At 32.8% G+C, this 22,495-nt stretch carries 26 protein-coding genes; 6 read left to right on the plus strand and 20 right to left on the minus strand.

Annotation, left to right across the window (positions count from 1 at the left end):
- Positions 1-63: 63 nt before the first annotated feature.
- The 6 genes from menA to ACNQGB_RS06985 all read left to right on the plus strand — a co-directional run bounded on the left by menA (position 64) and on the right by ACNQGB_RS06985 (position 4,964).
- On the plus strand, positions 64-1,026 hold the full coding sequence (menA, locus tag ACNQGB_RS06960; RefSeq protein ID WP_417944552.1) for a 1,4-dihydroxy-2-naphthoate octaprenyltransferase: 963 nt from the start codon (positions 64-66) through the stop codon (positions 1,024-1,026).
- Positions 1,027-1,070: 44 nt separating this feature from the next.
- The gene (locus ACNQGB_RS06965) at positions 1,071-1,748 is read left to right on the plus strand and encodes a metal-dependent hydrolase (RefSeq protein ID WP_417944551.1); all 678 of its coding nucleotides are present in this window, start codon (positions 1,071-1,073) and stop codon (positions 1,746-1,748) included.
- Between the two features lie 110 nt (positions 1,749-1,858).
- The gene (locus ACNQGB_RS06970) at positions 1,859-3,067 is read left to right on the plus strand and encodes a tetratricopeptide repeat protein (RefSeq protein ID WP_417944550.1); all 1,209 of its coding nucleotides are present in this window, start codon (positions 1,859-1,861) and stop codon (positions 3,065-3,067) included.
- 143 nt (positions 3,068-3,210) lie between these two features.
- The gene (locus tag ACNQGB_RS06975; protein ID WP_417944549.1) at positions 3,211-3,504 is read left to right on the plus strand and encodes a type II toxin-antitoxin system HigB family toxin; all 294 of its coding nucleotides are present in this window, start codon (positions 3,211-3,213) and stop codon (positions 3,502-3,504) included.
- Positions 3,505-3,509: 5 nt separating this feature from the next.
- Positions 3,510-3,866 (plus strand): helix-turn-helix domain-containing protein, encoded by a 357-nt coding sequence (locus ACNQGB_RS06980; RefSeq protein WP_417944548.1) that lies wholly within the window; start codon positions 3,510-3,512, stop codon positions 3,864-3,866.
- Positions 3,867-3,917: 51 nt separating this feature from the next.
- Complete coding sequence (locus ACNQGB_RS06985; RefSeq protein ID WP_417944547.1) at positions 3,918-4,964, plus strand: o-succinylbenzoate synthase; 1,047 nt, start codon at positions 3,918-3,920, stop codon at positions 4,962-4,964.
- A 40-nt stretch (positions 4,965-5,004) separates the two neighbouring features.
- On the opposite strand, the gene ACNQGB_RS06990 is transcribed toward ACNQGB_RS06985, so the two are convergent.
- The 20 genes from ACNQGB_RS06990 to ACNQGB_RS07085 form a co-directional block, all read right to left on the minus strand.
- On the minus strand, positions 5,005-5,484 hold the full coding sequence (locus ACNQGB_RS06990; RefSeq protein WP_417944546.1) for a nuclear transport factor 2 family protein: 480 nt from the start codon (positions 5,482-5,484) through the stop codon (positions 5,005-5,007).
- 159 nt (positions 5,485-5,643) lie between these two features.
- Positions 5,644-7,677, minus strand: a complete 2,034-nt coding sequence (locus ACNQGB_RS06995; protein WP_417944545.1) for an OmpA family protein — start codon at positions 7,675-7,677, stop codon at positions 5,644-5,646.
- A 72-nt stretch (positions 7,678-7,749) separates the two neighbouring features.
- Positions 7,750-9,528: an Ig-like domain-containing protein gene (locus ACNQGB_RS07000; RefSeq protein WP_417944544.1), complete on the minus strand. Its 1,779-nt coding sequence runs from the start codon at positions 9,526-9,528 to the stop codon at positions 7,750-7,752.
- 402 nt (positions 9,529-9,930) lie between these two features.
- Positions 9,931-10,281 carry a hypothetical protein gene (locus tag ACNQGB_RS07005; protein WP_417944543.1) on the minus strand — a complete coding sequence of 117 codons (351 nt, stop codon included), beginning with the start codon at positions 10,279-10,281 and terminating at the stop codon, positions 9,931-9,933.
- A gap of 1 nt (position 10,282) precedes the next feature.
- Positions 10,283-10,630, minus strand: coding sequence for a hypothetical protein (locus tag ACNQGB_RS07010; RefSeq protein ID WP_417944542.1), 348 nt, complete (start codon positions 10,628-10,630; stop codon positions 10,283-10,285).
- 43 nt (positions 10,631-10,673) lie between these two features.
- Positions 10,674-11,006: a YtxH domain-containing protein gene (locus ACNQGB_RS07015; protein WP_417944541.1), complete on the minus strand. Its 333-nt coding sequence runs from the start codon at positions 11,004-11,006 to the stop codon at positions 10,674-10,676.
- Between the two features lie 31 nt (positions 11,007-11,037).
- A complete protein-coding gene (locus ACNQGB_RS07020; RefSeq protein WP_417944540.1) occupies positions 11,038-11,190 on the minus strand; it encodes a lmo0937 family membrane protein in 153 nt (50 codons plus the stop codon).
- A 45-nt stretch (positions 11,191-11,235) separates the two neighbouring features.
- A complete protein-coding gene (locus ACNQGB_RS07025) occupies positions 11,236-11,388 on the minus strand; it encodes a lmo0937 family membrane protein (RefSeq protein ID WP_417944539.1) in 153 nt (50 codons plus the stop codon).
- 123 nt (positions 11,389-11,511) lie between these two features.
- Positions 11,512-12,147, minus strand: a complete 636-nt coding sequence (locus ACNQGB_RS07030) for a porin family protein (RefSeq protein ID WP_417944538.1) — start codon at positions 12,145-12,147, stop codon at positions 11,512-11,514.
- 194 nt (positions 12,148-12,341) lie between these two features.
- Positions 12,342-12,803, minus strand: coding sequence for a sll1863 family stress response protein (locus ACNQGB_RS07035; protein ID WP_417944537.1), 462 nt, complete (start codon positions 12,801-12,803; stop codon positions 12,342-12,344).
- A 455-nt stretch (positions 12,804-13,258) separates the two neighbouring features.
- The gene (locus ACNQGB_RS07040; RefSeq protein ID WP_417944536.1) at positions 13,259-14,026 is read right to left on the minus strand and encodes a DUF4382 domain-containing protein; all 768 of its coding nucleotides are present in this window, start codon (positions 14,024-14,026) and stop codon (positions 13,259-13,261) included.
- 186 nt (positions 14,027-14,212) lie between these two features.
- Positions 14,213-15,097 carry an MlaD family protein gene (locus tag ACNQGB_RS07045; RefSeq protein WP_417944535.1) on the minus strand — a complete coding sequence of 295 codons (885 nt, stop codon included), beginning with the start codon at positions 15,095-15,097 and terminating at the stop codon, positions 14,213-14,215.
- A gap of 18 nt (positions 15,098-15,115) precedes the next feature.
- Positions 15,116-15,886 (minus strand): ABC transporter ATP-binding protein, encoded by a 771-nt coding sequence (locus tag ACNQGB_RS07050; RefSeq protein WP_417944534.1) that lies wholly within the window; start codon positions 15,884-15,886, stop codon positions 15,116-15,118.
- Position 15,887: 1 nt separating this feature from the next.
- Positions 15,888-16,679: an MlaE family ABC transporter permease gene (locus ACNQGB_RS07055; RefSeq protein ID WP_417944533.1), complete on the minus strand. Its 792-nt coding sequence runs from the start codon at positions 16,677-16,679 to the stop codon at positions 15,888-15,890.
- Positions 16,680-17,269: 590 nt separating this feature from the next.
- Positions 17,270-17,398 (minus strand): hypothetical protein, encoded by a 129-nt coding sequence (locus ACNQGB_RS07060; RefSeq protein WP_309759022.1) that lies wholly within the window; start codon positions 17,396-17,398, stop codon positions 17,270-17,272.
- A gap of 11 nt (positions 17,399-17,409) precedes the next feature.
- Entirely contained in the window at positions 17,410-17,883 is a 474-nt protein-coding gene (locus ACNQGB_RS07065; protein ID WP_417944532.1) for a Dps family protein, read from the minus strand.
- Between the two features lie 235 nt (positions 17,884-18,118).
- Positions 18,119-19,210 carry an alkene reductase gene (locus tag ACNQGB_RS07070; protein WP_417944531.1) on the minus strand — a complete coding sequence of 364 codons (1,092 nt, stop codon included), beginning with the start codon at positions 19,208-19,210 and terminating at the stop codon, positions 18,119-18,121.
- Positions 19,211-19,699: 489 nt separating this feature from the next.
- The gene (locus ACNQGB_RS07075; protein WP_417944530.1) at positions 19,700-21,070 is read right to left on the minus strand and encodes an NAD-dependent succinate-semialdehyde dehydrogenase; all 1,371 of its coding nucleotides are present in this window, start codon (positions 21,068-21,070) and stop codon (positions 19,700-19,702) included.
- Complete coding sequence (locus ACNQGB_RS07080; protein ID WP_417944529.1) at positions 21,070-21,432, minus strand: DUF892 family protein; 363 nt, start codon at positions 21,430-21,432, stop codon at positions 21,070-21,072. The genes ACNQGB_RS07075 and ACNQGB_RS07080 overlap by 1 nt, the downstream gene beginning before the upstream one ends.
- Positions 21,433-21,998: 566 nt before the next feature.
- The gene (locus ACNQGB_RS07085; RefSeq protein WP_073355583.1) at positions 21,999-22,193 is read right to left on the minus strand and encodes a hypothetical protein; all 195 of its coding nucleotides are present in this window, start codon (positions 22,191-22,193) and stop codon (positions 21,999-22,001) included.
- Positions 22,194-22,495: the final 302 nt, after the last annotated feature.

Below are 22,495 nucleotides of genomic sequence, written 5' to 3' on the forward strand. Positions count from 1 at the left end.
GGTTTAAAGTTGTTTGCTATACAAATCTTAAGTTTTAAACTGCAAATTTTTAAATAAAAAAATATGAAACATTGGATCGAAGCCGCACGTTTACGAACCTTACCATTATCGGTTTCTGGAATAATAGTGGGGAGTATGTATGCTTTGGCGCACCCAACAGATAGTATATTGACGCCAACAGAAGTCTTTAACTGGAGATTGTTTGGCTTTGCAATTTTAACAACATTAGGATTGCAAATACTGTCCAATTTTGCCAATGATTACGGTGACGGCATCAAAGGAACAGATAATGAAGATCGAGTAGGACCAAAGCGCGCCATACAAAGTGGTGTCATTACTCCGCAAGCCATGAAACGTGCTATTATAATTACATCAGTATTGACATTGTTATCGGCTATGTTGTTGATTTATTATGCGTTTAGAGATACAAATCTATGGTTTTCTTTGTTTTATTTGGTGTTAGGAATTTTGGCAATTATATCTGCCATTCGCTATACAGTTGGGAATACCGCTTATGGCTACAAGGGTTTTGGTGATGTATTTGTGTTTGTATTCTTCGGATTGGTAAGTACTTTAGGTGTGAATTTTTTATACTCCAAACAATTGGATTTCGAATTGGTTTTGCCTGCAATAGCCATTGGATTGTTGAGCGTAGGTGTTTTAAATCTCAATAATATGAGAGACGAAGCATCCGATAGAAAATCAAATAAAAATACGATCGTAGTTAAAATTGGCGGAGCTAAAGCTAAAATATACCATTACATGCTTATTGTAACGGCGATGGTTTTGGTGTTGATTTTTGCAATTATAGATGATTTTAATTTTGATCAATACTTATTTTTATTGGCGTATATCCCTTTAACTAAGCATTTAATTACTGTATATAAAAACCAAAATCCTAAGGAATTAGATCCCGAATTAAAAAAATTGGCACTAAGTACTTTTGCACTTTCGGTATTGTTGTCGTTAGGTATGATTTACTTCTTTTCGGATCTAGTTGTAAATACTTTTTTAGGTGGTAGATAAATAATAATCAAATACTAAATCACTCAATTTTTAAATTTAAAAAGATGAAAATAACATTTTATGGCCACGCCTCATTAGGGATAGAAGTAGGTGGAAAACACATTCTAGTGGATCCTTACATTTCGGCTAATCCAAAAGCGGCTCACATTGACATTGATATCCTTCAGGTGGATTATATTTTACTAACACATGCTCACGGAGACCACATTCTCGATGTCGAGACAATTGCAAAAAGAACGAATGCAATAATTGTTTCTAATGCTGAAATTGCAGGTTATTATGGCGCAAAAGGCTTTCAATCGCATCCCATGAATCACGGAGGAAGTTGGAATTTTGATTTTGGAAAACTGAAATATGTAAATGCCATTCATTCCAGTTCGTTTCCCGACGGCAGTTACGGCGGGAATCCAGGTGGTTTTGTCATTGAAGGCGAACATAAAAATATCTACATTGCGGGCGATACAGCGCTGACAATGGATATGAAACTCATTCCGATGCGTACTAAACTTGATTTAGCAATTTTGCCGATAGGCGATAATTTTACCATGGATGTAGAAGATGCGATTATAGCATCAGATTTCTTGGATTGCGATAAAATTTTGGGTTACCATTACGATACTTTCGGGTATATCGAGATCGACCACGAGGAATCCATTCGTAAATTCTTCAATAAAGGAAAAGATTTGATGTTGCTTGAAATAGGAAATTCTATAGAGTTGTAGTTTATATTTGGAGCAATCTCCTGCTATTCACTTGTATCTTTACTTGCTTAAAGAAAGCAAGTAAAGGATACCGCTTCTATCAGGGCTAAAAAATCATTTTAATCAAGAACATGAATAGTATAAAAGGAATTTTTCTACTCCTAACTGCACTCGCATTTCAAGCGAGCGCAGCTCAAAAAGAGGGCTATTGGGATAAAATTCGAGCTACAACCGAAGAAATTACGGTTTCCGCTAGAGACAGAATCATCATAAAAACCCAAGATTTTCCTGAGGGTACTACTGAAGTCGTTTATAGAATAACGCTTTTGGACAAAAACCAGCAAATGGCGAGTAGTTTAGTTTCAGTTTTAAAAGCCATTCCGGACCCAACAGGAATTAGTCAAGGTTCGGCAGGAGCGGTTTTTATCGTGTCTAAGATCTCAGGAGATGACAAATGCAAGTATGCTGTTTTTTCTGGCGCTGACTTAGCTACAAAATACAAAGAAAACGGAAAAACAGATGATGCATGTTTTATTCAAGATACGCCGGTGAGCAAAGATGCCAAGCTACTTTCGACCGATAGATCAGCTTGTATGCAAACCGGTTTTAGGAATTTATGGTTTGGTTTCGAAAGTAAAAACTGGATTATGAACCAGAAAATTATTCTAGAAGTCGTACCGTGGGTCGATAACAAACTAAGTCGTGGCTGGACTGTTGAAAACAGAAAAGCAATTATTGATCAATGCAAAACATCTAATTTGGCTCAAAAAATGACTAATTCAGATGATTTTTGCGTTTGTATTCTAGACAAAATCCAATCCAAGTACAGATTTAAGGAATTTCAGAAATTATTGGCTGTAGAGCGTGCTAAAGCATTTAAAGATTTTGGGAACAGTTGTTTTGGACAAAGCAGTCTTTCTAAAAGTGTGTATGACGATTTGCGCAAGCAAGCCGCTGCACTAGGTAAGCAAGGAAAGCTAGGAGATGCCATTCAGAAACTGACAACTATAATCAATGATGGTAAAGCCACTGCATTAGATTACAACGCCATAGGAAGTAGTTATCTTTTGACGAAGCAATACGGAAAAGCGATTAAATTCCTAAAAGAAGGCAAGAAGCTTGATGATACGGAGTTGTTGATCAAATTAAATTTGGCGCATGCCTATTTATTGAATGATAATTATTCGTCAGCAAAAGCCATTTATAAGGAGTATCAGTCTCAAAACGTAACGGATAGCTTGAGTTGGACTCAAAAAGTAAAACAAGATTTTGTTGCTTTCAAAAAAGCGGGAATTCCTTCAAATAATTTTGAAAGAATTTTGAAGTTGATGGAGCGATAAGTTAATTTTTTAAAAACTAAAATGGTTTATCTGTTTTAAAGAAGTAATTATTAAATCAAGCATTTTTTGTTATAATTCTAGTGTTAAAAAAATATATTCCCAAAACGGGAACTTTTTAAGTATCTTTGTAAAATAAATTGAATTTGAGGGTAATTGCGAAAAAAATATTGAGGGATTTCTGGATCGTGCATACTGATTGCGAACAGCAGTTAAAATCTTGGTTTCAGGAAAGTAGCAAAGCAGAATGGGAAAATCCAAATATGATAAAACAGCAATATCCAAGTGCGAGTATATTGAATGATAATCGATTTGTTTTCAATATCAAAGGGAATAAGTACCGATTAATAGTAAAAATAAATTTTGATTATCAAATGGTTTGGATTCGGTTTATTGGAACGCATGCAGAATATGATAAAATTGACGCCAACAAAATTTAATTACAATGGACATAAAACCTATAAAAACAGAAAACGATTACAATCAAGCTCTTGTAAGACTGGAAGTTATTTTTGACGCGAAAAAAGGCTCGTCTGAAGGCGACGAATTAGAAGTGCTTGGAATTTTAATCGACCAATACGAGAATGAACATTTCCCTGTAGGCATGCCAGATCCAATTGAAGCAATAAAATTCAGAATGGAGCAAATGGGATACAATCAAAATGATTTAGCGAATATTGTTGGTTTAAAAAGTCGTGCGAGCGAAATCTTAAATCGCAAACGAAAACTTTCATTGGAAATGATCCGTCAATTGCACGAGCAGTTAAACATTCCTACAGATGTTTTGATACAAGCGTATTAAAATTGATTGAGTTAATTCCAATTCATAATTCACAATTTATAATTCATAATTTTGAAAGCAACCTACCACAAATACATGCTCCATTTTAAACGTCCATCAGGAACTTCCCGTGGCGTTATGACCGAAAAAGAAACTTGGTTTATTGTCTTGGAACAGGACGGTAAAAAAGGAATTGGAGAGTGCGGTATTCTGCGCGGATTGAGTATTGATGATCGACCAGATTATGAAGAAAAATTGCAATGGACTTGTGCCAATATTCACCTAGGAAAAGACAGGTTATGGGAAGCGTTATTAGAGTTTCCTTCGATACAATTTGGAATCGAAATGGCGTTTCAATCTTTAGTGAGTGAGACTCCTTTTTTACTCTTTCCTTCGGCCTTTACAGATGGTGTAAAATCGATGGTGATAAACGGTTTAGTTTGGATGGGTGAGGAGGCTTTTATGAAGCAACAAATTGAGGAAAAATTAGAAGAGGGCTTTACCTGTGTAAAACTAAAAATTGGGGCTATAGATTTTGATCAAGAATTACAATTATTACGCTTTATTCGAGAACATTTTAGTCCGGAACAAGTCGAAATTCGGGTAGATGCTAACGGTGCTTTTGATGAAAATGAAGCTTTAATTAAGCTAACTCAACTGTCTGAATTTAAGTTACATAGTATTGAGCAACCAATACAAAAAAATCATACTGACAGGATGGCAGAGTTGTGCAAAACCAGTCCTTTTCCTATTGCGTTAGACGAAGAGTTGATCGGCGTATTTGGTATGCAAGAAAAAGAACAATTATTGACTAGAATCAAGCCGCAATACATTATTTTGAAGCCTAGTTTTGTGGGTGGTTTTCGTGGCACACAAGAATGGATTTCATTAGCAGAAAAGCACCAAATAGGGTGGTGGATAACCTCAGCTTTGGAGAGTAATATTGGACTGAATGCCATAGCACAATGGACGTATTTACAGCAAAATTTAATGCCTCAGGGATTAGGAACTGGAGCATTGTATACGAATAATTTTGATAGTCCATTAACTGTTGCTACAGGTCAATTGTGGTATAAACCAACAACAGCTTGGGACTTTGAATTTTCAAAATTCAAGTAGATAATTTTAAAAAATGGTTTTGTAATAAATCAAAAAAAAATTATTCTTTTGATTGTTTAGATATGTATTTATGAAGTGATTCCTGCGCCTGTTGTTGAATTTTCTTTTGAAAAAATCCTGTCCATCCAAGTAAAAAACCTGTAACTCCAAAAGCTTGTTTATACCATTTATACAGGTCAAATTCATCAACATGCTTTATGATAAGACCGTTTTTAAATTGAAATTGAGCAGCAATAGTATTGACCACCATTTTATTGGTTTTACTAAATATATAGGTAGCCTGCCATAGGGCAGAGCCCATAAATTCATTGGCTTGACAGTCAGAAAAAATTACTTTTAAATTACCGTTACTTCTTTCTAAAAGCATTTTCCACATCATAGAAATCTGATCACCAGTTAACGTACCAAAAACGGGGTCTCTAAATTGTGCATCCGCAGCGTAACATTGACTCATGCTATTATAGTCTCCAATTGCAAAAGCAGTATAGAATTTTGTGATTGTATTTTCGGTCTCATTCATGATTTTGAATTTTAGTAAAACTACTATATTTCTTGCAAAAATCCGTATTTATTTTTAAAAAATTTACATTTAATGTCAAGAGATGCAATTGATGAGAACAAAAAAAGGATAGCTTTTGGGCTATCCTTTTTAATAAGTTAATTGAAATTATTTTAAAACCTATTTTACAACAGGTATTATATCAATTATAACAGTACGGTTGTAAAAGCGTTCCTCTGGAGTTTTGTTATCAAAAGGGGCGTTATTTTCGTTTTCACCATAACCAGAGACATCAAACTTCACATCGTTTCTACCAGCTTTACTCAAGCTATTTTGAATGATGGTTTTCACATCATTGGCACGAGCTAAAGACAATTCTTGATTGTAAGCCACCTCACCAATAACATCTGTATGTCCTTTAATCATTACGGTTGCTCCCATAGGAATTTTGGGCGTAACAATTTCAGTCAGATATTTTTCATACATAGAAATTGCTTCTGAGGAATTAAATTCGTAGATGATACTATACCTCGTACCTTCCTCCATTTTTGCAGGAGTCCAAAGCACAACATGAGCAGTAGTTTCTTTCTCTACAATTTTTCCACTTTTAGTTTGACCAATCATTTTTACTTTATAATCTCCTTCTGGACGAGACTCTAAAATCATTTTTCCAGGAATTTTTACCTCATCTTGTGTATACGGACCAAAAGATTTTGTTTTTCCTTGTTCGTCTGTTAATTGTAAAGACCATGACGATAAGGCTTCTCCAGCTCCTTTATTATCAAAAGTAACATAACTCTCAACTGGGACTTCCTGTGATGCAATTATCTGCACTGGTTTTAATGGTGCATTAGGACCACTTTGAAATTCCATCAATAAATCTGGAGAGTTACTTTCAATAGAAACTCTACGATCTCCTTCACGTAGTAACACTAATTCTTGCGTTCCTCCTGGTTGTTCAGATGGTATATTGGGTTTGTTTTGACCTTTTGTAGTAATTCTAGATGCATTGATTGCAAATATATTTACCAAGTAGGTTTTAACAGATTCTGCCATTGCAAGACCCTCTGAATTACTATTATTTGATGAACCTACCAAAGTAATTGTTGCTGAAGGATTTTTTTGCATTCGGTCTCCAAGGATATTCAGTACGTTGTAATACACCGTCATTTGACGTTTTGAACGATCTGATAAATTTTTTGGAGCAAATGTTTCCAATTGATCTTCTTTGAAATCCTTTACTTGATTTTTTGTTAAGGATACATAACGATTTGGAATTTCAGTAGAACCTTCATTAAAGAATACATAGTTTCTAAGTGGGAAAATTTCAGTCATTCTTCTTTCTCCAGGAACATTGTTAGGAGAATTTACAGTAAACTGTACTTCACGGTCTTTTACTAAATCTGTAGCTTCTTGAATATTTTTTCCTTGTCCAAATTTAAGTGCAACTCCAGCTCTTATTGTAGTTATATTCCAAGTTTCTGTAGCACGTGGATTTTGTCCAAAATAAGGTTGGAAAGAAACAAAAGGGGATAATACAAACTGTGTTTTGTTACGATCTGATGAAAGTGGAATATCAAAACCAGCACCAATTTGCATGGACAATATAGTTTCTTCAATTTCACTAAATTCACCCGTAACTGGAGCAGATGGTGCTTGATTTGGGAAAGCCGGATTTATACCTAACTGGTAGGTAAAAGATTTATCTAAATTGAAAGCCAAACGTGGACCTCCATACAGATAGAAATTAGATTTAAAAGGTGCAAATCGCACACTTGGCTCAATGGTAATATAGCTCAAATCTGTTTTTAAGTCTGCAGGACAATCACATGCGGTAAGCACCTGATCAAAAGATCCTCTGCGGCTATCATAGCCTGCTTGTAACATTACTCCCCATCTTGAAGTAGCAGGACGATATTCTAAAAGTGGTGCAATAAAAAGTCCAACTCCATCTCCATCATGAAAAGTAGCAGGAGGCGTAAAAGCAGCATTCAACTGATTTGTTGAGCCACGATAAAAATTAAAATTGGCTCCACCTGCAACCCCAAAGTACCAAGAAGGTTTAGCATATTTTATCGCTCTAACTTCTTGTGCTTGAACTGTTGTTTGGGCACTCAACCATGTCAGAGAGACTAATAAAAGCCCTTTGATTGGGAGGTTATTTAGAGACCAAGAATTACTTGATCTTTTTTTTGAAAAATGTATATTGTCCATGTTTTTGTAATTTTTATTGTTTTAAATCGGTATTAATTCCATAACAGAATTAAGTGCTTAATTTTAAAAAACTTAGTTATTAGGTACGTTTATAGTTGTATTTACCATTGTAACAGAAGCTACTAAGGAGATTGCTCTACCATTAAGTATCGTTAAAAACGGATTGGTACTATTAGCAGGTGATGACAAAGTAACTCCAGAGTTAGCAATAATATTTCCTACCATAACTCCACCACCAGCGTAATTAATAACTGCTGCAGTACCTACATACCAATACACATTATTAGGATTACCTACACCGTTTAAAAACGTTACACTACTTGGCATTGAATCACCTACTGTTAAAGAAGATGGAGCTTGAAAATACCATTTTGCATTAGGGTCTCCATTTGCATTCAAGGTAAGATTTCCGTTGGTTATATTAAAAGAGCTTGAAGCGGTGTAAATTCCTGGAGCTAATGTTAATCCTCCTAATTCACCAGCACCAGGATTAGCAACGCCTCCGGGCATAGAAGCTGGAGAAATACTGTTGTATAAATCTCTTGCTGCATTTAGTCCTGCTAATGCTGTTGCTGCTTTTGTAGCATTTCCAGGCATTGGTGTATCTGTAAATATTCCATCAGTTACAAGGCCGTTATTAAGTGGTGTCACTGTATAAACATCGCCACTTGTACCATCAGTAAAACCAGTTACTAACGTTGATGCAGCGGTTGTTCCTATTGCACCATCAACTACTGTTAATAATCCTTGATTTGTTATTCCTGCATTTCCACCAAAAACTCCAAAAAACAAACCGCTTGTAATAACAGGAGGTGTTACAACTACATTTGAAGTTGTGAAATTCCAAATAAAGTTACTAGCTAATGGAATACCTGCTGAACTTTTAGCACCAGTTGTTATGGTAGCTGTATAAACAAGTCCTGGATTAAGAGCATTCACTGGATTAAAAGAGGCAATAGTACCACCGGTGTATGTCACTACTCCTGAAATCACGATTGAACCTTGTCTCAAAATAAAAGTAGTTGCATTGATTGTCAAAGGATCCATTGGTATGCTAAAGTTTGCAGTAACTGTTTTATTTACATCAACACCAATTGCGTTATTTGATGGATCTGTATCTGTAACTCTTGGAATAGGTACTGTTGTAAAATTCCATGAGTAATCTGCTGCTAATGGTGTTCCTTGTGCACTTGTAGCACCAGTAGTAATAGTAACAGTGTAAACTGTATTAGCCATTAATGGATTTGAAGGAGCGAATGAAACAGTTGTTCCATTATAAGTTATTACACCTGCAATTGTATTTAATCCCTGTTTTACAATAAATGTTGCATTAGTTAATGTTGTACGATCCATAGGTACACTAAATGTTGCAGTAATTATTTTATTTAAAGCAACGTTTCCTTGACCAGGTGTGGGATCAGTCGAAATAACAACGGGAACAATTATCATTCCTGTAGCAAATGTCCATACATAATCTGTTTGAAGAGCATTTCCCATTATATCTTTTACCCCTGTAGTAATTCTTCCCATGTAGGTAGTATTAGGACTAAGTGGACTTGCGGGTCTAAACGTCGCTGTTCTTCCGCTATATGCAATTGTTCCAGTAACCACTGTGGCATCTGCTTTTGTAATAATAAAAGTTGAAGCATTGATTGTTGATGGATTCACTTCTTCATTAAAAGTGGCAGAAATAATTTGATTGAATGGAACATTTAAAGCAGTATTTGCTGGAATTGTAGATTCTACAAGTGGACAAATACCTACTGTTTCTATAAAATCGTCTTCTGCACATCCAGAAATTAAAGCAATAAATAGTATTACAAATGTTGATAGTAAATTTTTCGTTTTCATTTTTTTTGATTTTAATAGATTAAGTATTCTACTCAACAAAGGTTAATATATTGTTAAGTAAAAGTGTTATACAATTAAAAATAGAAGTAGTAAGATTCACTTATTTATAGTATCTAAATATTATAATTAACTGATAATAAATTACTTGTATAAAAAAATAATAACCAGTAAAATTTTAAGAATCTTTTGTTTAGAAGATCGAAATTGAAAACAGTATTGTTGAAGCTGATTTTTTGTAATTTTTTTTTTGGAAGTGCTCTTCAAAGAAAAAATAAAAGGCATATTGAAATTTGTTTACTCAATAAAGTTCCATCCATTTTTAAATTGAGTTTAACAAAAAAAAAGAGGATAGCTTTTGTGGCTATCCTCTAATGAATATAAAATTCTTTAAAATGAATTGAATTAAGGTTGCTTTTCTAGGGTATAATTTTCAGCTTTTTTACTTACAAAGTTGGTTATCGCAAATTGCAAAATTGTACCAAGAACCTTTTTAATAGGATTATGGGTAGAACCCAATAAAACTTTTTTTGTTACGTATCCTGATGCAATACCAATAACACTGTTAAGAATATTTCCTTTAAATTCTGTGGTAGTGGTAAGCTGCCCAAAAGCATTTTTTATAAGATTTACCGGTTTCAAACTTTCATACGTATCGTAATACTGATCTTTAAGTTGCATTAAATCTTCAGCTTGTTTTACTTTCAGTAACGCGATTGCTTCTTTAAGAATTTCGGTCTCTTGTTGCTTTTTCATATTAACTTTTTTTAAGCATTTTAGCAATTATAAAGTTGCTGATAGGCATTTTGAGTACTTTATCTTTTACACTGTATAACACAATTGCAAGGACTAAATAGATACCAGAAACAATAAAAAAACCATGATATACTTTTCCAACTAATTCTCCTACCCATAAGGATAGACCAATATTAGCCAGAAAGGCAAACAACACAAAAACAATAGAAACGGTTAAGCGTGAAATTAATGAAGAAAGTACATCAGCAGTTTTATCAACTGCGGTAAGTTTTACCAAATCAATGGTTGTTTTCGTATAATCTTCTGCTCTTTCAAAAAGCATTTCTATTGTTGATGTGTTCTCTTCCATAGTATTTTTTTAGATGAATTTAATATTGAAATTATAATAGTACTTAAATAGTAGTATTTTTTATTTCATTTTTAGCATCATAAAATTTTGATTTTCCCTCTTCAATTAGCGTTTCACCATCATTTTTGACATCATAGAACTTTGATTTTCCTTGAGCCAATAAGGTTTCACCTTCAGTCCAAATTTTTTCATACTTTTTGTTTATTGTTCCAAGTAAAGTGTCTAGTTTGTCTTTAAGTTCATCAGCATAATCATTGCTTTTATCCATGATTTTCTTTCTTGTTTTGTCTCCTTTTTCAGGCGCAAACAAAACGCCTAATAATGCTCCTACGGCTACCCCGCCTAAAACTCCTAAAATTATTTTATCTGATTTCATAATGTTGTATTTTATTGTTTAATGTTATGTTTTAAAGACTTCTACCTTGTATAAGTCTGAATAATATTGCGATTACTGCAATTACAAGTAGCACGTGTATGATAGATCCAAGACTGAATGCAAAGAATCCAATTGCCCAAAAGATTACTAATATTACTGCTATGGTGTAAAGAAGATTGCCCATTTTTTTGTTTATTTAAGTGATTATTTAATTGTTTTATTATTTTTCTTAGACTCTTCTGCCTGATATAAGTCTGAATAAGATTGCTATAACTGCAATTACAAGCAGTATATGGATAATTGACCCAGCACTATAGGCAAAGAACCCAATAGCCCAGAATATTACTAAAATTACTGCAATGGTGTAAAGAAGGTTACTCATGATTTCTAGTTTTTAAGTGGTTGTTAATTATTTTGAACACAATACTACTAACCTTTAAATTCTGCTAGTGTTTGTGTTTTTATATACTTTAATTTAATATTATCGACGATTGTGGTGAAACGCTTAAAGTGCAAAGGAAGCATATACACTCAAGACGCTGTTTTTAGCATCTGGTGAAGTAAAATTACTATTAGCGTCGTCTTTACCAATTTTGGTAAGACCATAATTATAACGTACTCCAAAACTAACGGATTCTAAATCAAGGCCAACACCTCCAGCTAAACCAGCATCAAATCTATTGAAGTCATCTACATCTACATTGTCTTCAAAATTGTAACTACCACTATCAGATTTATTAGTTGTTTTACTACTGATTAAATAAGCAGCATAAGGACCTGCGTGAATGTTTAAATTTTGAGTAAGATTAACAACTAATAAAAGGGGTACTTCGATATAATTTAGCTTGAATTGTGCTGTTCCTTTCACTATCGTATAGTTATAAATTAATTCAGCTCCTTTTCCTGTATAAGAAATCTCTGTTTGGAAAGATATGTTCTCTGAAATTGGCATTTTAGCAAAAAGTCCTGCATTAAATCCTGTAAGTACATTATTATCATCTACATCATCTGTATAAAAGTTAGAAAAGTTTACTCCACCTTTTATCCCAAATTTCGTTGCATCTTCTTGAGCTTGAACAGCAGTGAATGTCATAAAGCTAAATGCTAATGAAGCGAAAATCAGTTTTTTTGAATTTTTCATTTTGTTTTTTTATTGAATTATTATAGTACAAATATCAGAATCTTACCTAAGGTAATTGTTACAATACTTTTGGTTAAGTTTACATTATTCACACCTTAATCATTTTAGTATCAATTATTAGGAGCATTTTTTAAGGAAATCAAAAAACACTAAACAAAAAAAAGACGCGTTAAAAAAGGCGTCTTTTTAAAGTTCTATTTATTATCCACCGTCAGGTTTTTAAAAGCTTGACCTAATTCATTCATGTCACGATTGTATTCTTTCTTGAATGATTCCCAATCATCTTTGGAATCTTTTTTATAGCTTTCAATCTTTGCTTTCATGTCGTTATTTTTTTGTTCTAATACTGCAATTCTTCTAGCGTATTCGGTATCAATCGAACTACCTGTATTTTTCATACGTGCTTTTAGATCCAATATTCTATTTTCATTGGCAGTAATTGTCGCATCTGTGCTGGCTCTAAATGCGTCCCATTCTTCATGAGTTGCTTCTTTACGCGCATCTGATAGTTCTTCTTTAGCGTCATCAAGATTTTCTCTTGCATTTTCAACATTATCTTGAGCAGCTTCCTCTTTTTTTGTAGTGTTTTGACAACTGGTCAAAACGGTTCCGGCCATAAAGGTTGTAATTGCTAGTGTGTAAAGTGTTTTTTTCATTTGATTTAATTTTAGGTTTAGTTTTAATTTGTTTGTAAAGGTTTTGTATGTTCTAATGTAAATTGTGATTTATACGACTGCTAAGTAGAAGAAAATAGAAGCGATTGTTTGATTTATTTTTAAAGCAACTAATTAAAAAAAAATACTTTTACAAAGTTGGGGTATGGAGTAAAAAATTCAGTTATAAAACTTTTAGAATAAGTTGTATTATTTACAGATTATCAAAATAACACATAATTAAAATATATACATTTTTTTATACAAAATATTGATTAAAAGTAATATGTGATTTAACAATTTATGCTATACTTAAAGTATAAAGATTCAGTTTTTGGTAAGCAAAAAAATCATTAAAAACGTTCTACAAGTAGATGTCGTTTTTAATGATTTTAGATTTTTAATTCCTTGAGTCAACATCTTTATAAAATTTAGAAAGACATTGTCAATTTCATTCTTTAAATTATAATGAAAGAACCTATGTCGGTAATTTGACCTGCTGTAATTACTACATCAGTTTTAACTACTGGCAATAATGGAAGTGATGGTGTGATCGTAATTTTGTATGTTCCTGGAGGAAGCCCCATTACCATAAAATCGCCATTATCATTTACATTACTGGTATAACTTACGCCACTTGCAGAAGTTGCTTCAACAACAGCCATAGTTCCTACTGGAGTAATTTTACCTTTTACTGTACCACTGATTGCTTGTTCGATGGTTCTAATCACTGGTTTCAATGAGTACGTTCCATTTCCTTGCTTCACAATAGATTTATTAGCGTCAAAATCTAAAAGAACGGTGTACAAAATACCGTCTTGAAGTTTGTTACTAACTTTTATTTTTAATCCACTTTGCTCTGCACTTGGAGTACTTAATGGGTAACTTACACCGTCTAGAACTACTGTATTATTTGTACCAAGAATAAGTCTTACTTGATTTACTGAAGAAATTTCAAGTGAATCAGTAGCCAGTAAAGTATCTACACCATTAGAGAATTCCAATAAATTATAGATTCCTTTTTTTACATTCAGTAAGACAATTTTTCCACCATCACCTATAACTTCTACACCTTGAATGTCTACATTTACCTCTTCATATGGTCCAGGAGCATCTGTTAAACGAACGGCATAAGGGTAACTTGCATTTGCATCATCATCATTATTACAAGAGTAAATTATTGCTCCAAGTAATAGAAAAGGCAGGATAAATTTTATTTTTTTCATAATTATTTAATTTAGATATTCTATTAATATTTAAGTAAAGGTACTTTCCGAATATTGATATTATGTTATATAACTATAGTTTAAAGTTGTACAATTGTCACTTGTAATTAATCGAAAATAATATTTCAAAAAAGCAATTGGTGATTTTATCTTTTTAAAAAATACAATTGTTGCTATATTCAACGGTTACTTGATAGTATCAAATTTTGCACCCATATTGAGTTCTTTTTTCATTTCATTTTCTTCTAAATCTTCTAAATCTTCCAATTTTTTATCTTCGGCTTTTTTCTTCTTATTGAAATAACCGCGCAGTAGAAAATTATGTTTGGCAGCTTCTATCACTTCATTTAAACCTTTGGTTCCTGTTTTCACATTTGTCATTGTAGAATCTATCATTAAACCCATTTTTTCATCGCTAACTAATTTAGATAATGCTCCTTTTCCATTATTCATTTTCACAGTGAATTTTGAAAATTCGTTAGAACTATTTTCTAGATTAGTAACCATTTTTTTTATGCTATTTCCAAACTCCTCATCGGAGACCAGCCTAGATAAAGCCCCATTTCCATTATTCATGCTACTACTAAACTGAGCAAGCTCTGCGGTAATAACTCCAGCATTATCAACACTTTTCTTAACGCTCACCATCAAATCATCCATCTCTATTGCTTGTTTAGAGGCAATATTGTCGTTGTCTTCTACAATAACATTAGAGTTTTTTCCAGATGAAATTATAAGTACTTTATCACCCATCAAACCATCAGAACTAATACTTGCAATAGCATCTTTTTTGATGTATTTACGAACTTCTTCTTTGATGACTAATTTTATAACCACCGATGTATCTGTTAAAAACTCTATTTCTTCCACCGTACCGATATTGATACCAGAGAAACGAACATTATTGCCTACATCGAGTCCGTTTACTGAATTAAATTTGGCAGTCAACTCAAATGTAGAGCCAAATAAATTTTTCTGTTTTCCAACAAAATATATTGTTGTAACAAAAAGTACCAAACCAATAATTACAAACATTCCTAATTTCCATTGGTATCCAGATTCTTTATTCATTTTATTTTGTTTTTTTGGTTATATAAAAAAAGATCGAACCCATTCGTCATCACTTTTTTCTAATTCTTCGTAGGTTCCTTCCACATGTATTATACCTTCTTTTAAAATTACTAAACGATCAGCAGTATGTTTTGCGCAAGCCATATCGTGCGTAATTATGATGGAAGAGGTTTTATTCTTTTTTTGAATTTCTAATACTAATTCGCTTATCTCTCTCGAAGTAATAGTATCGAGTCCCGTTGTAGGTTCGTCATATAAGATGATTTCTGGTTTTAAAATTAAAGTTCTAGCCAAACCAATTCTTTTACGCATACCTCCTGATAATTCAGATGGCATTTTATCAATCGCTTCACTTAGACCTACATTTTCTAAGATTTCCTTTATCTGATTTTCAACTTCTTCTGAAGATAATTCTTTTGCATGACGCTTGAGTGTGAATGCCAAATTTTCTCGTACACTCATGGAATCGTACAATGCAGCATTTTGAAAAAGAAAACCAATTCGAACTCGTATTTCATTGAGTTCGTTGGTATCCATTTTGGTAATATCAGTACCAAAAACATTAATTACACCTGAATCAGCACTTACTAAACCCACAACACATTTTATTGTGATTGATTTTCCAGAACCCGATTTTCCTAAAACCACTAAATTTTCCCCTTTTTTTACTGAGAAAGTGACTCCTTTTAGTACTTCGTTAGTGCCAAAGGTTTTATAAAGATCCTTGATTTCTATAACAGTTTCATTTGTCGTAGCAAGAGGAGCTTGGGGTGTTGTTTCTTGTATCATTTTAAAGAAATAAATCAGTTATTTGAACCGCTAGCATATCAATAATAAATATTGTTAACGATGCAGTCACAACAGCTGAATTTGCTGCTTTCCCAACACTTTCTGTTCCATTTGCGGCATTAAATCCTTTGTAACAGCCAATCATTCCTATAAAAAAGCCAAAGAAAAATGTTTTAATCGTAGCTGGGAAAATATCTAAAAACGTAATAGATTCTAAAACTTGTGAAATGTATCGAAACATATTAACATCACTGTGAATATTTATTCCTACGTATCCGCCTACAATCCCAATTCCATCGGCATAAATCACTAAAAGTGGCACCATAAGTGTGGTGGCCAAAATACGTGTAACTACTAAATATTTATAGGGATTTATAGCCGAAACTTCCATAGCATCTATTTGTTCGGTAACTTTCATAGATCCCAATTCGGCACCTATACCAGAGGAAACTTTACCTGCGCAAATCAGTGCGGTAATAACTGGAGCAATTTCCCTTATTAAAGAGAGCGCAACCATACTTGGTAACCAGGATTCTGCGCCAAACTTTGCTAATGTTGGTCTTGATTGTAATGTGAGCACTAAACCCATGATAAATCCAGTAATCGTTACTAATGGTAAGGATTTATATCCTATCACGTAACACTGTTTTATAAATTCTTTGAATTCATATGGAGTTTTCACTACTTCCTTGAAAAAACGCGCACCAAATATTGTGATTTTGCCCACATCATCGAAAGTTTCTTTCAAGTAGTTTGTTATACTTTCTTTTCTGACTGTTATAGTTTTATTCATTAAGTATTTTTTTTGAATGCGTATTAACCATCAATAATCTCTTGTTACGCTATTAATACTTCTCTTTTATATTCTATACTCTTGAGCTAGTATGTACAATAGTCTGTAAGTATTATTTATAAAGCTTTTTTTGCAAATTTAATTACGAATAGCGCTACAGCTGTTACATAACTCTTATGTAAAGTTTCAATATTCACAGATGCAAAAAATGAAATTGTAACAGTACTATTAAGCATGATGCTTTTTGCCAAAAAGTAAAAACAAAAAAAAGGCTATTGTTAAAACAATAGCCCCAAATAAACAAAACCAAACTAACCTTTTATTTTTCGCAAATCATGAGATCTTTTCATTGTGAAAAAATTATTATGCTATAAGCATCTGTATTTTCTAACTTAAGAACTATATTCTTATCGTGTGGTATTTTTTTAGTAATGAAAAAGAAAAAAATAAAACCATTAAAAAAATATTTATAGACTATTTTTAACAACAGTTTCAAAAAGTGTTCAAATGGTTCTATTCAATAAAAAAATAGGGTAATTATTTCAGGAAAACACTATTTTTTTTCTAATTATTAAAATCAGGCACTTTATTTAATTGTTACTTTGATTTTCTGATTCTAGTACTAGTCTTGGCACTTCAAAATTTCTTTTGGGTGTTATTTTACCTACTCTGCAATAACTTCTGGAAGCTGTATATACTTCGTTTGTTGAATTTTCCATATACTTTTTTATTATTCTAAATATCTTCTTAGTGTCCATGCCATTGTTTCGTGTGCTTTCATCAAGCCAGTCAGGAAATCAGCGGTTCCAGCATCCTTATTTACATCGGTGCTAGTATCAACATCTTTTCTCAAATGAACGATAATAGTTTCGTGATCTCCTAATAATTCTTTAACCATCTCTTTTTGAGTTGGGTAGTGATTAGGCGATTCCTTTATGATTGTTAAATCGGCAAACTCCTTCATGGTTCCTATGGATTTTCCACCCAGTTTGCTTATGCGTTCAGCAACTTCATCAATAGATGCTTCAAGTTCTGTATATTGAGCTTCAAATAATTTATGAAATTCCATAAAACTCTCCCCACAAACATTCCAATGGAATTTTCTTAATTTTACGTATAATGTCATTTCATTTGCCAAAATCGACGATAAGATAGCAATACTGTTATTTAAATGTTCTTGCGTAATTCCTATTTGTAGTTTCATAATTTCTGAATTTTATTAATGTTTAATTTTTGGTACTTAAATACGATTTTGTCTAATTCTTTTCTTTGAAATTTTCAAAATAGTATGATGCAATTAAGACTAAAATTTTACATTACAAAGTTCATTTTATTCATCTGAAAAAAATTATAAAATTTATTTAAAAAGTTGCATTATTCACACACCATTTGTTTCTTAAAATACAAATATTCAATATTTAATTGGTGTGATCATTCTACTACAGTGTATTATGAATCGGATAATCAGTATATCCTTTTTCATCTGCCGAATAAAATAAATCCGTTTTAAGATCTTCTGATAAAGGCCAATCATTTTTAAATCGTTCCACTAAGTCTGGATTATTAATAAAAGGACGACCAAAAGCAACAAGGTCCGTAAGCCCACTTTCAATGGCTGCCTCGGCGCTTTCTTTATCATAACCGCCACAAAGAATCAACGTATTCTTGAAATTATGACGAATCAGTTTCTTTATTTCCTTAGGGACAGCAGGTGCTCCTGTTGCAGAATGATCTACAAGATGAATATAGGCAATGTCTAGTTTATTAAGTTCTTTAGTAAGGTAATCGTATGTTTCATGAATTTCTGGATAATGAGGCATATCACTGGCTACTCCGTAGGGCGATAAACGAATGCCTGTTTTTTCTTTTCCAATAGCTTGTGCAACTGCGGCAACTACATCAAGTACAAAACGGCATCGATTTTCAATACTGCCGCCATATTGATCCGTACGGATATTGCTTATAGGCGAAAGAAATTCTTCTAACAAATACCCATTGGCACCATGCAATTCGACACCATCAAATCCTGCAAATAAGGCGTTTTCAGCTGCAGCTACATATTCAGTTTTGGCATGTAAAATATCTTGTTCAGTCATCTCTTTCGGTACTGGAAAATCTTGTAAGCCTTTTAAGTCGGTCCACATTTGTCCAGCAGCTTTAACTTGAGAAGGAGCAAGAATTTGAGATTCTATAGGCATATTCAACGGATGACTTATTCGTCCAGAGTGCATTAATTGAATAATTATTTTCCCACCGTTTTCATGAACGGCTTTAGTCGTTTTTTTCCAACCCTCTACTTGTACTTTACTAAATATTCCTGGAATTCTGGCATAACCAAGCCCATTTAGAGATGGAGATGTGCCTTCGGTTATGATTAATCCGGCATTGGAACGTTGTTTGTAATATTCGGCCATCAATTCATTAGGAATATTGTCAATAGCTCGACATCTTGTCATTGGTGCCATAACAATTCGGTTTTTCAAATCAATAGACCCCAGTTTTTTTAATGTAAATAGCTCGTATGTTTTCATGTCTTTTTTTAATTATTTATTACTATCAAAATACTTGTGTTTTATTAATTAAAAATACCGTCACAATAAAATTTAGGTAGTGTAACAACACTATTAATCTTTATTTTTTTTCGAAAAATATTTTTTTAAAAATCTAATGCTACAGTTCTCTTTCTCTCTATTTTGCTTATCATTTTTACTGTTCGTCGCAACTCTGCTAAAATCTTTACAAGAGATGAAATGTTGAACTAGCATGGTTTTTATTAAAAATAATTTTAAACGAAATCTGTGTTAAATTTTATATTATGAAACTTTAGTGATAAAATTATGTTAGGCAACATTCCTTTTTTATTCTAATTAACGGGTATCAAGCTCGTGTACCGCTTCGTTGGTCATAGGCGGAAGATTGGAAAACCCCTATGTTCTTGATGCCGTTGCGCCAATCTGGCAAATCAGAAAAACGTTACCTAACATAATAATTTTATATTCTTATAAAAACTACATAGGGTTTTAAAGGCCGCTAATGCGAATGAGTTTCTTGTTTACAAATTCATGAATTCCTAATTCAGATAATTCTCTGCCATAACCAGAATTTTTAGTTCCTCCAAAAGGCAGATCAGCTTGGGTGGTGGTTGGCTGATTAATAAATACCATTCCAGTATCAATTTTATCAGCGATATGTTTCCCTCGTTCTATATCTTGCGTAAATATGGAGCAACCTAGCCCAAAACTAGAATCGTTTGTCAAGGTTATAGCTGCTTCTTCATCGATGACTCTGTAGAAAGAAGCCACAGGACCAAATATTTCTTCATAATACGCAGGAATTTCTGGATTCAAATCGGTTAAAATAGTAGGCTGAACAAAAGCGCCTGGAAGGTCAGAGCGAGTTCCACCAAGCAAAATGGTTGCTCCAGCATCAACAGATTTCCTAATTTGATCTATAATATGTACAGCAGCAGCTTCGCTGCTCATCGGTCCTAACTCCGTTGTAGAGTTCATCGGGTCACCAACAATTAAGTTGGACATTTTTTCTTTGAATTTTTCAAGGAATTCATCTGCAATTGCTTCTACAGCTATAAATCTTTTAGACGCTACACAACTTTCACCATTATTATTAATTCGACCTACTACTGCCCTTTCTACGGCTTTGTCAATGTCTGCATCTTCAAGAATGATGAAAGCATCATTACCACCCAATTCCAATACTGATTTCTTTAAATATTTTCCGGCTTCTGATGCTATACTTGCACCAGCCTCCTCACTTCCTGTTAGTGAAACTCCTTTTATTCTTATATCTGCAACTAAAGATGTTGCTCTTTCTCCAGAAATCAAAAGATTAGTATAAAGACCGTTTGGCGCTCCTGCTTCGTTAAACAAATCTTCAATAGCAATGGCGCATTGCGGAACCATAGATGCGTGTTTTACAAGAACCGTATTTCCCACCATAATATTTGGAGAAGCAAAACGTGCTACTTGATAAAACGGAAAATTCCATGGTTGAACGCCCAATAGTACACCGATGGGACTACAACGGACGACGGCACTTCCAAATTCAGGTTTTAACTCTTTGTCTGCTAAAAATTCTGAAGCGTGAGTGGCATAGTAATCAAAAATATCAGCACTCAATAGAATTTCACCCTCGGCCTGAGCAATTAATTTACCCATTTCCAGTGTTATTATTTTAGCTAGATATTCTTTTTTTTCACGCATCAAAGCAGCTACTTTGTGCAATATTTGAGCTCGTTGCTCATAACTAGTTTCTTTCCATGAATTGAATGTTTTTGCAGATTGTGCAACCAACATATCAACAGCTTTATCAGTCATTTCCTCAAAAGAGCGTACAACTTTATTGGTGAATGGATTAACGGTTTGAATAGCCATTATTTATTATTTGAAAGATTAATTGAATTTTTTTCGGGAGTTATTAAACCATACATTGCTTCATATTGTAGCATGATATGTTTTTCGCCAATGGAATTAAAAAAATCTTCCAGACGTTTGATATGATCTATTGTAAATCTCAGATGTACTTTGAGTGCATCAGCAAGTTCATCACTGGCAGCATTTTTAATCAGTACAGGAATAGATATAAGTAGTGCTTTTTCTGTAAAGTAAATTTCTTTTAGTTCCTCTACAAAAATATTTCGACAACCTTCACTTGTTTCAGGGGATGTTGTATTTGAATTTCCTTTCCCTTTTTCTAGCCTGACATTTTTGTCCGTTTTGGTTATGGTACTTTTCATTTGTTTCTAATTTATTAAAAAACATTAATTCTATATTGTAAAGTTGGGGTTATATTACTTTTAAGCTATTACACAATTACTCGTATGTATTACATCTTTCACATATTAGTAAACTAATCTTTTAAAATTAATCAGCATGAAATCCTAACTATTTCAGAGCTTGTCAAAGAATTTATTTCATTTATATTTACTAAAATAATTGGAACAATTTTAGGGATACAACTTGTTAAAGGGGATAGACAAGTTGTCGTTTTAATAGGATTTTATAATAATCTATAAATCTGATGAGTTTATAGATTATTATGAAATGCAATTAGTAGTTGGAGAAAATAATGTAGAAATAAATAGAAGTAGTTTTAGTTCAGAAAATAAACCGCTAAGAGTTATAAAAAATAGACTCCATATTTGGTATTTTAAGGTCTGTAATGCAAAAAAAGCGATGATTATAGAAATAAAAAAACTTCCTTTTACAAAGTAAAAAGGAAGTTATAGATTGTAATCAATTTATTTGTGCTTGAATGGTCAATTATTTTAAAGAAAAAGAATCATTCAAGAGGAACTATAATTTATGACTCATCTTTTGTAGTGCGGACTAAACTAATTCCAGATACAAAGAAAATAATTCCTAATATACCGTAGATAATTAGTGATTTAACATCTCTTGTTTCACCTGATGTTCCAGCAAATATAACCGCTGTATAAATAAGACCTCCTATTCCAAGAGCAGTTAGTAACGCTCCAAAGATTCGTTTTAAATTCATGATTTTTAGTTTTTATGATTTATATTTATCTTCATAAGTTTCTTATTGTCAACTAAATGTTTTAAAAAAGAAACTTTTTTTATCATTAGAACTACATTTTAATATAATACTAATTTCATGACAAATATATTTCGATTCGCATTTGAAAGTCTTATACAATTGTTAATAAAACTTACATCTTTCACACTCTTTGCTAGGCAATACTAGTTGTGTATGAATTAAGTATAGCAAAATAGTTTTTTGCCATTAAACAAGAAATGAGTTGGATTGCTGCTTAATTTATACTTTTTATTGTCTTTATA

This window comes from Flavobacterium frigidum (assembly GCF_048286795.2).

Coding starts and splice junctions, on each gene's coding strand:
- ACNQGB_RS07070 (WP_417944531.1), bottom strand. CDS start 19,210: ATGAAAACATACGAGCTATTTACATTAAAAAAACTGGGGTCTATTGAT.
- ACNQGB_RS07060 (WP_309759022.1), bottom strand. CDS start 17,398: ATGGAAAATTCAACAAACGAAGTATATACAGCTTCCAGAAGTTATTGC.
- ACNQGB_RS07010 (WP_417944542.1), bottom strand. CDS start 10,630: ATGGAAGAGAACACATCAACAATAGAAATGCTTTTTGAAAGAGCAGAA.
- ACNQGB_RS06980 (WP_417944548.1), top strand. CDS start 3,510: ATGGACATAAAACCTATAAAAACAGAAAACGATTACAATCAAGCTCTT.
- ACNQGB_RS07040 (WP_417944536.1), bottom strand. CDS start 14,026: ATGAAAAAAATAAAATTTATCCTGCCTTTTCTATTACTTGGAGCAATA.
- ACNQGB_RS07065 (WP_417944532.1), bottom strand. CDS start 17,883: ATGAAACTACAAATAGGAATTACGCAAGAACATTTAAATAACAGTATT.
- ACNQGB_RS07080 (WP_417944529.1), bottom strand. CDS start 21,432: ATGAAAAGTACCATAACCAAAACGGACAAAAATGTCAGGCTAGAAAAA.
- ACNQGB_RS07025 (WP_417944539.1), bottom strand. CDS start 11,388: ATGAGTAACCTTCTTTACACCATTGCAGTAATTTTAGTAATATTCTGG.
- ACNQGB_RS07075 (WP_417944530.1), bottom strand. CDS start 21,070: ATGGCTATTCAAACCGTTAATCCATTCACCAATAAAGTTGTACGCTCT.
- ACNQGB_RS06970 (WP_417944550.1), top strand. CDS start 1,859: ATGAATAGTATAAAAGGAATTTTTCTACTCCTAACTGCACTCGCATTT.
- ACNQGB_RS06965 (WP_417944551.1), top strand. CDS start 1,071: ATGAAAATAACATTTTATGGCCACGCCTCATTAGGGATAGAAGTAGGT.
- ACNQGB_RS07085 (WP_073355583.1), bottom strand. CDS start 22,193: ATGAATTTAAAACGAATCTTTGGAGCGTTACTAACTGCTCTTGGAATA.
- ACNQGB_RS06990 (WP_417944546.1), bottom strand. CDS start 5,484: ATGAATGAGACCGAAAATACAATCACAAAATTCTATACTGCTTTTGCA.
- ACNQGB_RS07020 (WP_417944540.1), bottom strand. CDS start 11,190: ATGGGCAATCTTCTTTACACCATAGCAGTAATATTAGTAATCTTTTGG.
- ACNQGB_RS07045 (WP_417944535.1), bottom strand. CDS start 15,097: ATGAATAAAGAATCTGGATACCAATGGAAATTAGGAATGTTTGTAATT.
- ACNQGB_RS07035 (WP_417944537.1), bottom strand. CDS start 12,803: ATGAAAAAAACACTTTACACACTAGCAATTACAACCTTTATGGCCGGA.
- ACNQGB_RS07055 (WP_417944533.1), bottom strand. CDS start 16,679: ATGAATAAAACTATAACAGTCAGAAAAGAAAGTATAACAAACTACTTG.
- menA (WP_417944552.1), top strand. CDS start 64: ATGAAACATTGGATCGAAGCCGCACGTTTACGAACCTTACCATTATCG.
- ACNQGB_RS07005 (WP_417944543.1), bottom strand. CDS start 10,281: ATGAAAAAGCAACAAGAGACCGAAATTCTTAAAGAAGCAATCGCGTTA.
- ACNQGB_RS07050 (WP_417944534.1), bottom strand. CDS start 15,886: ATGATACAAGAAACAACACCCCAAGCTCCTCTTGCTACGACAAATGAA.
- ACNQGB_RS07015 (WP_417944541.1), bottom strand. CDS start 11,006: ATGAAATCAGATAAAATAATTTTAGGAGTTTTAGGCGGGGTAGCCGTA.
- ACNQGB_RS07000 (WP_417944544.1), bottom strand. CDS start 9,528: ATGAAAACGAAAAATTTACTATCAACATTTGTAATACTATTTATTGCT.
- ACNQGB_RS07030 (WP_417944538.1), bottom strand. CDS start 12,147: ATGAAAAATTCAAAAAAACTGATTTTCGCTTCATTAGCATTTAGCTTT.
- ACNQGB_RS06995 (WP_417944545.1), bottom strand. CDS start 7,677: ATGGACAATATACATTTTTCAAAAAAAAGATCAAGTAATTCTTGGTCT.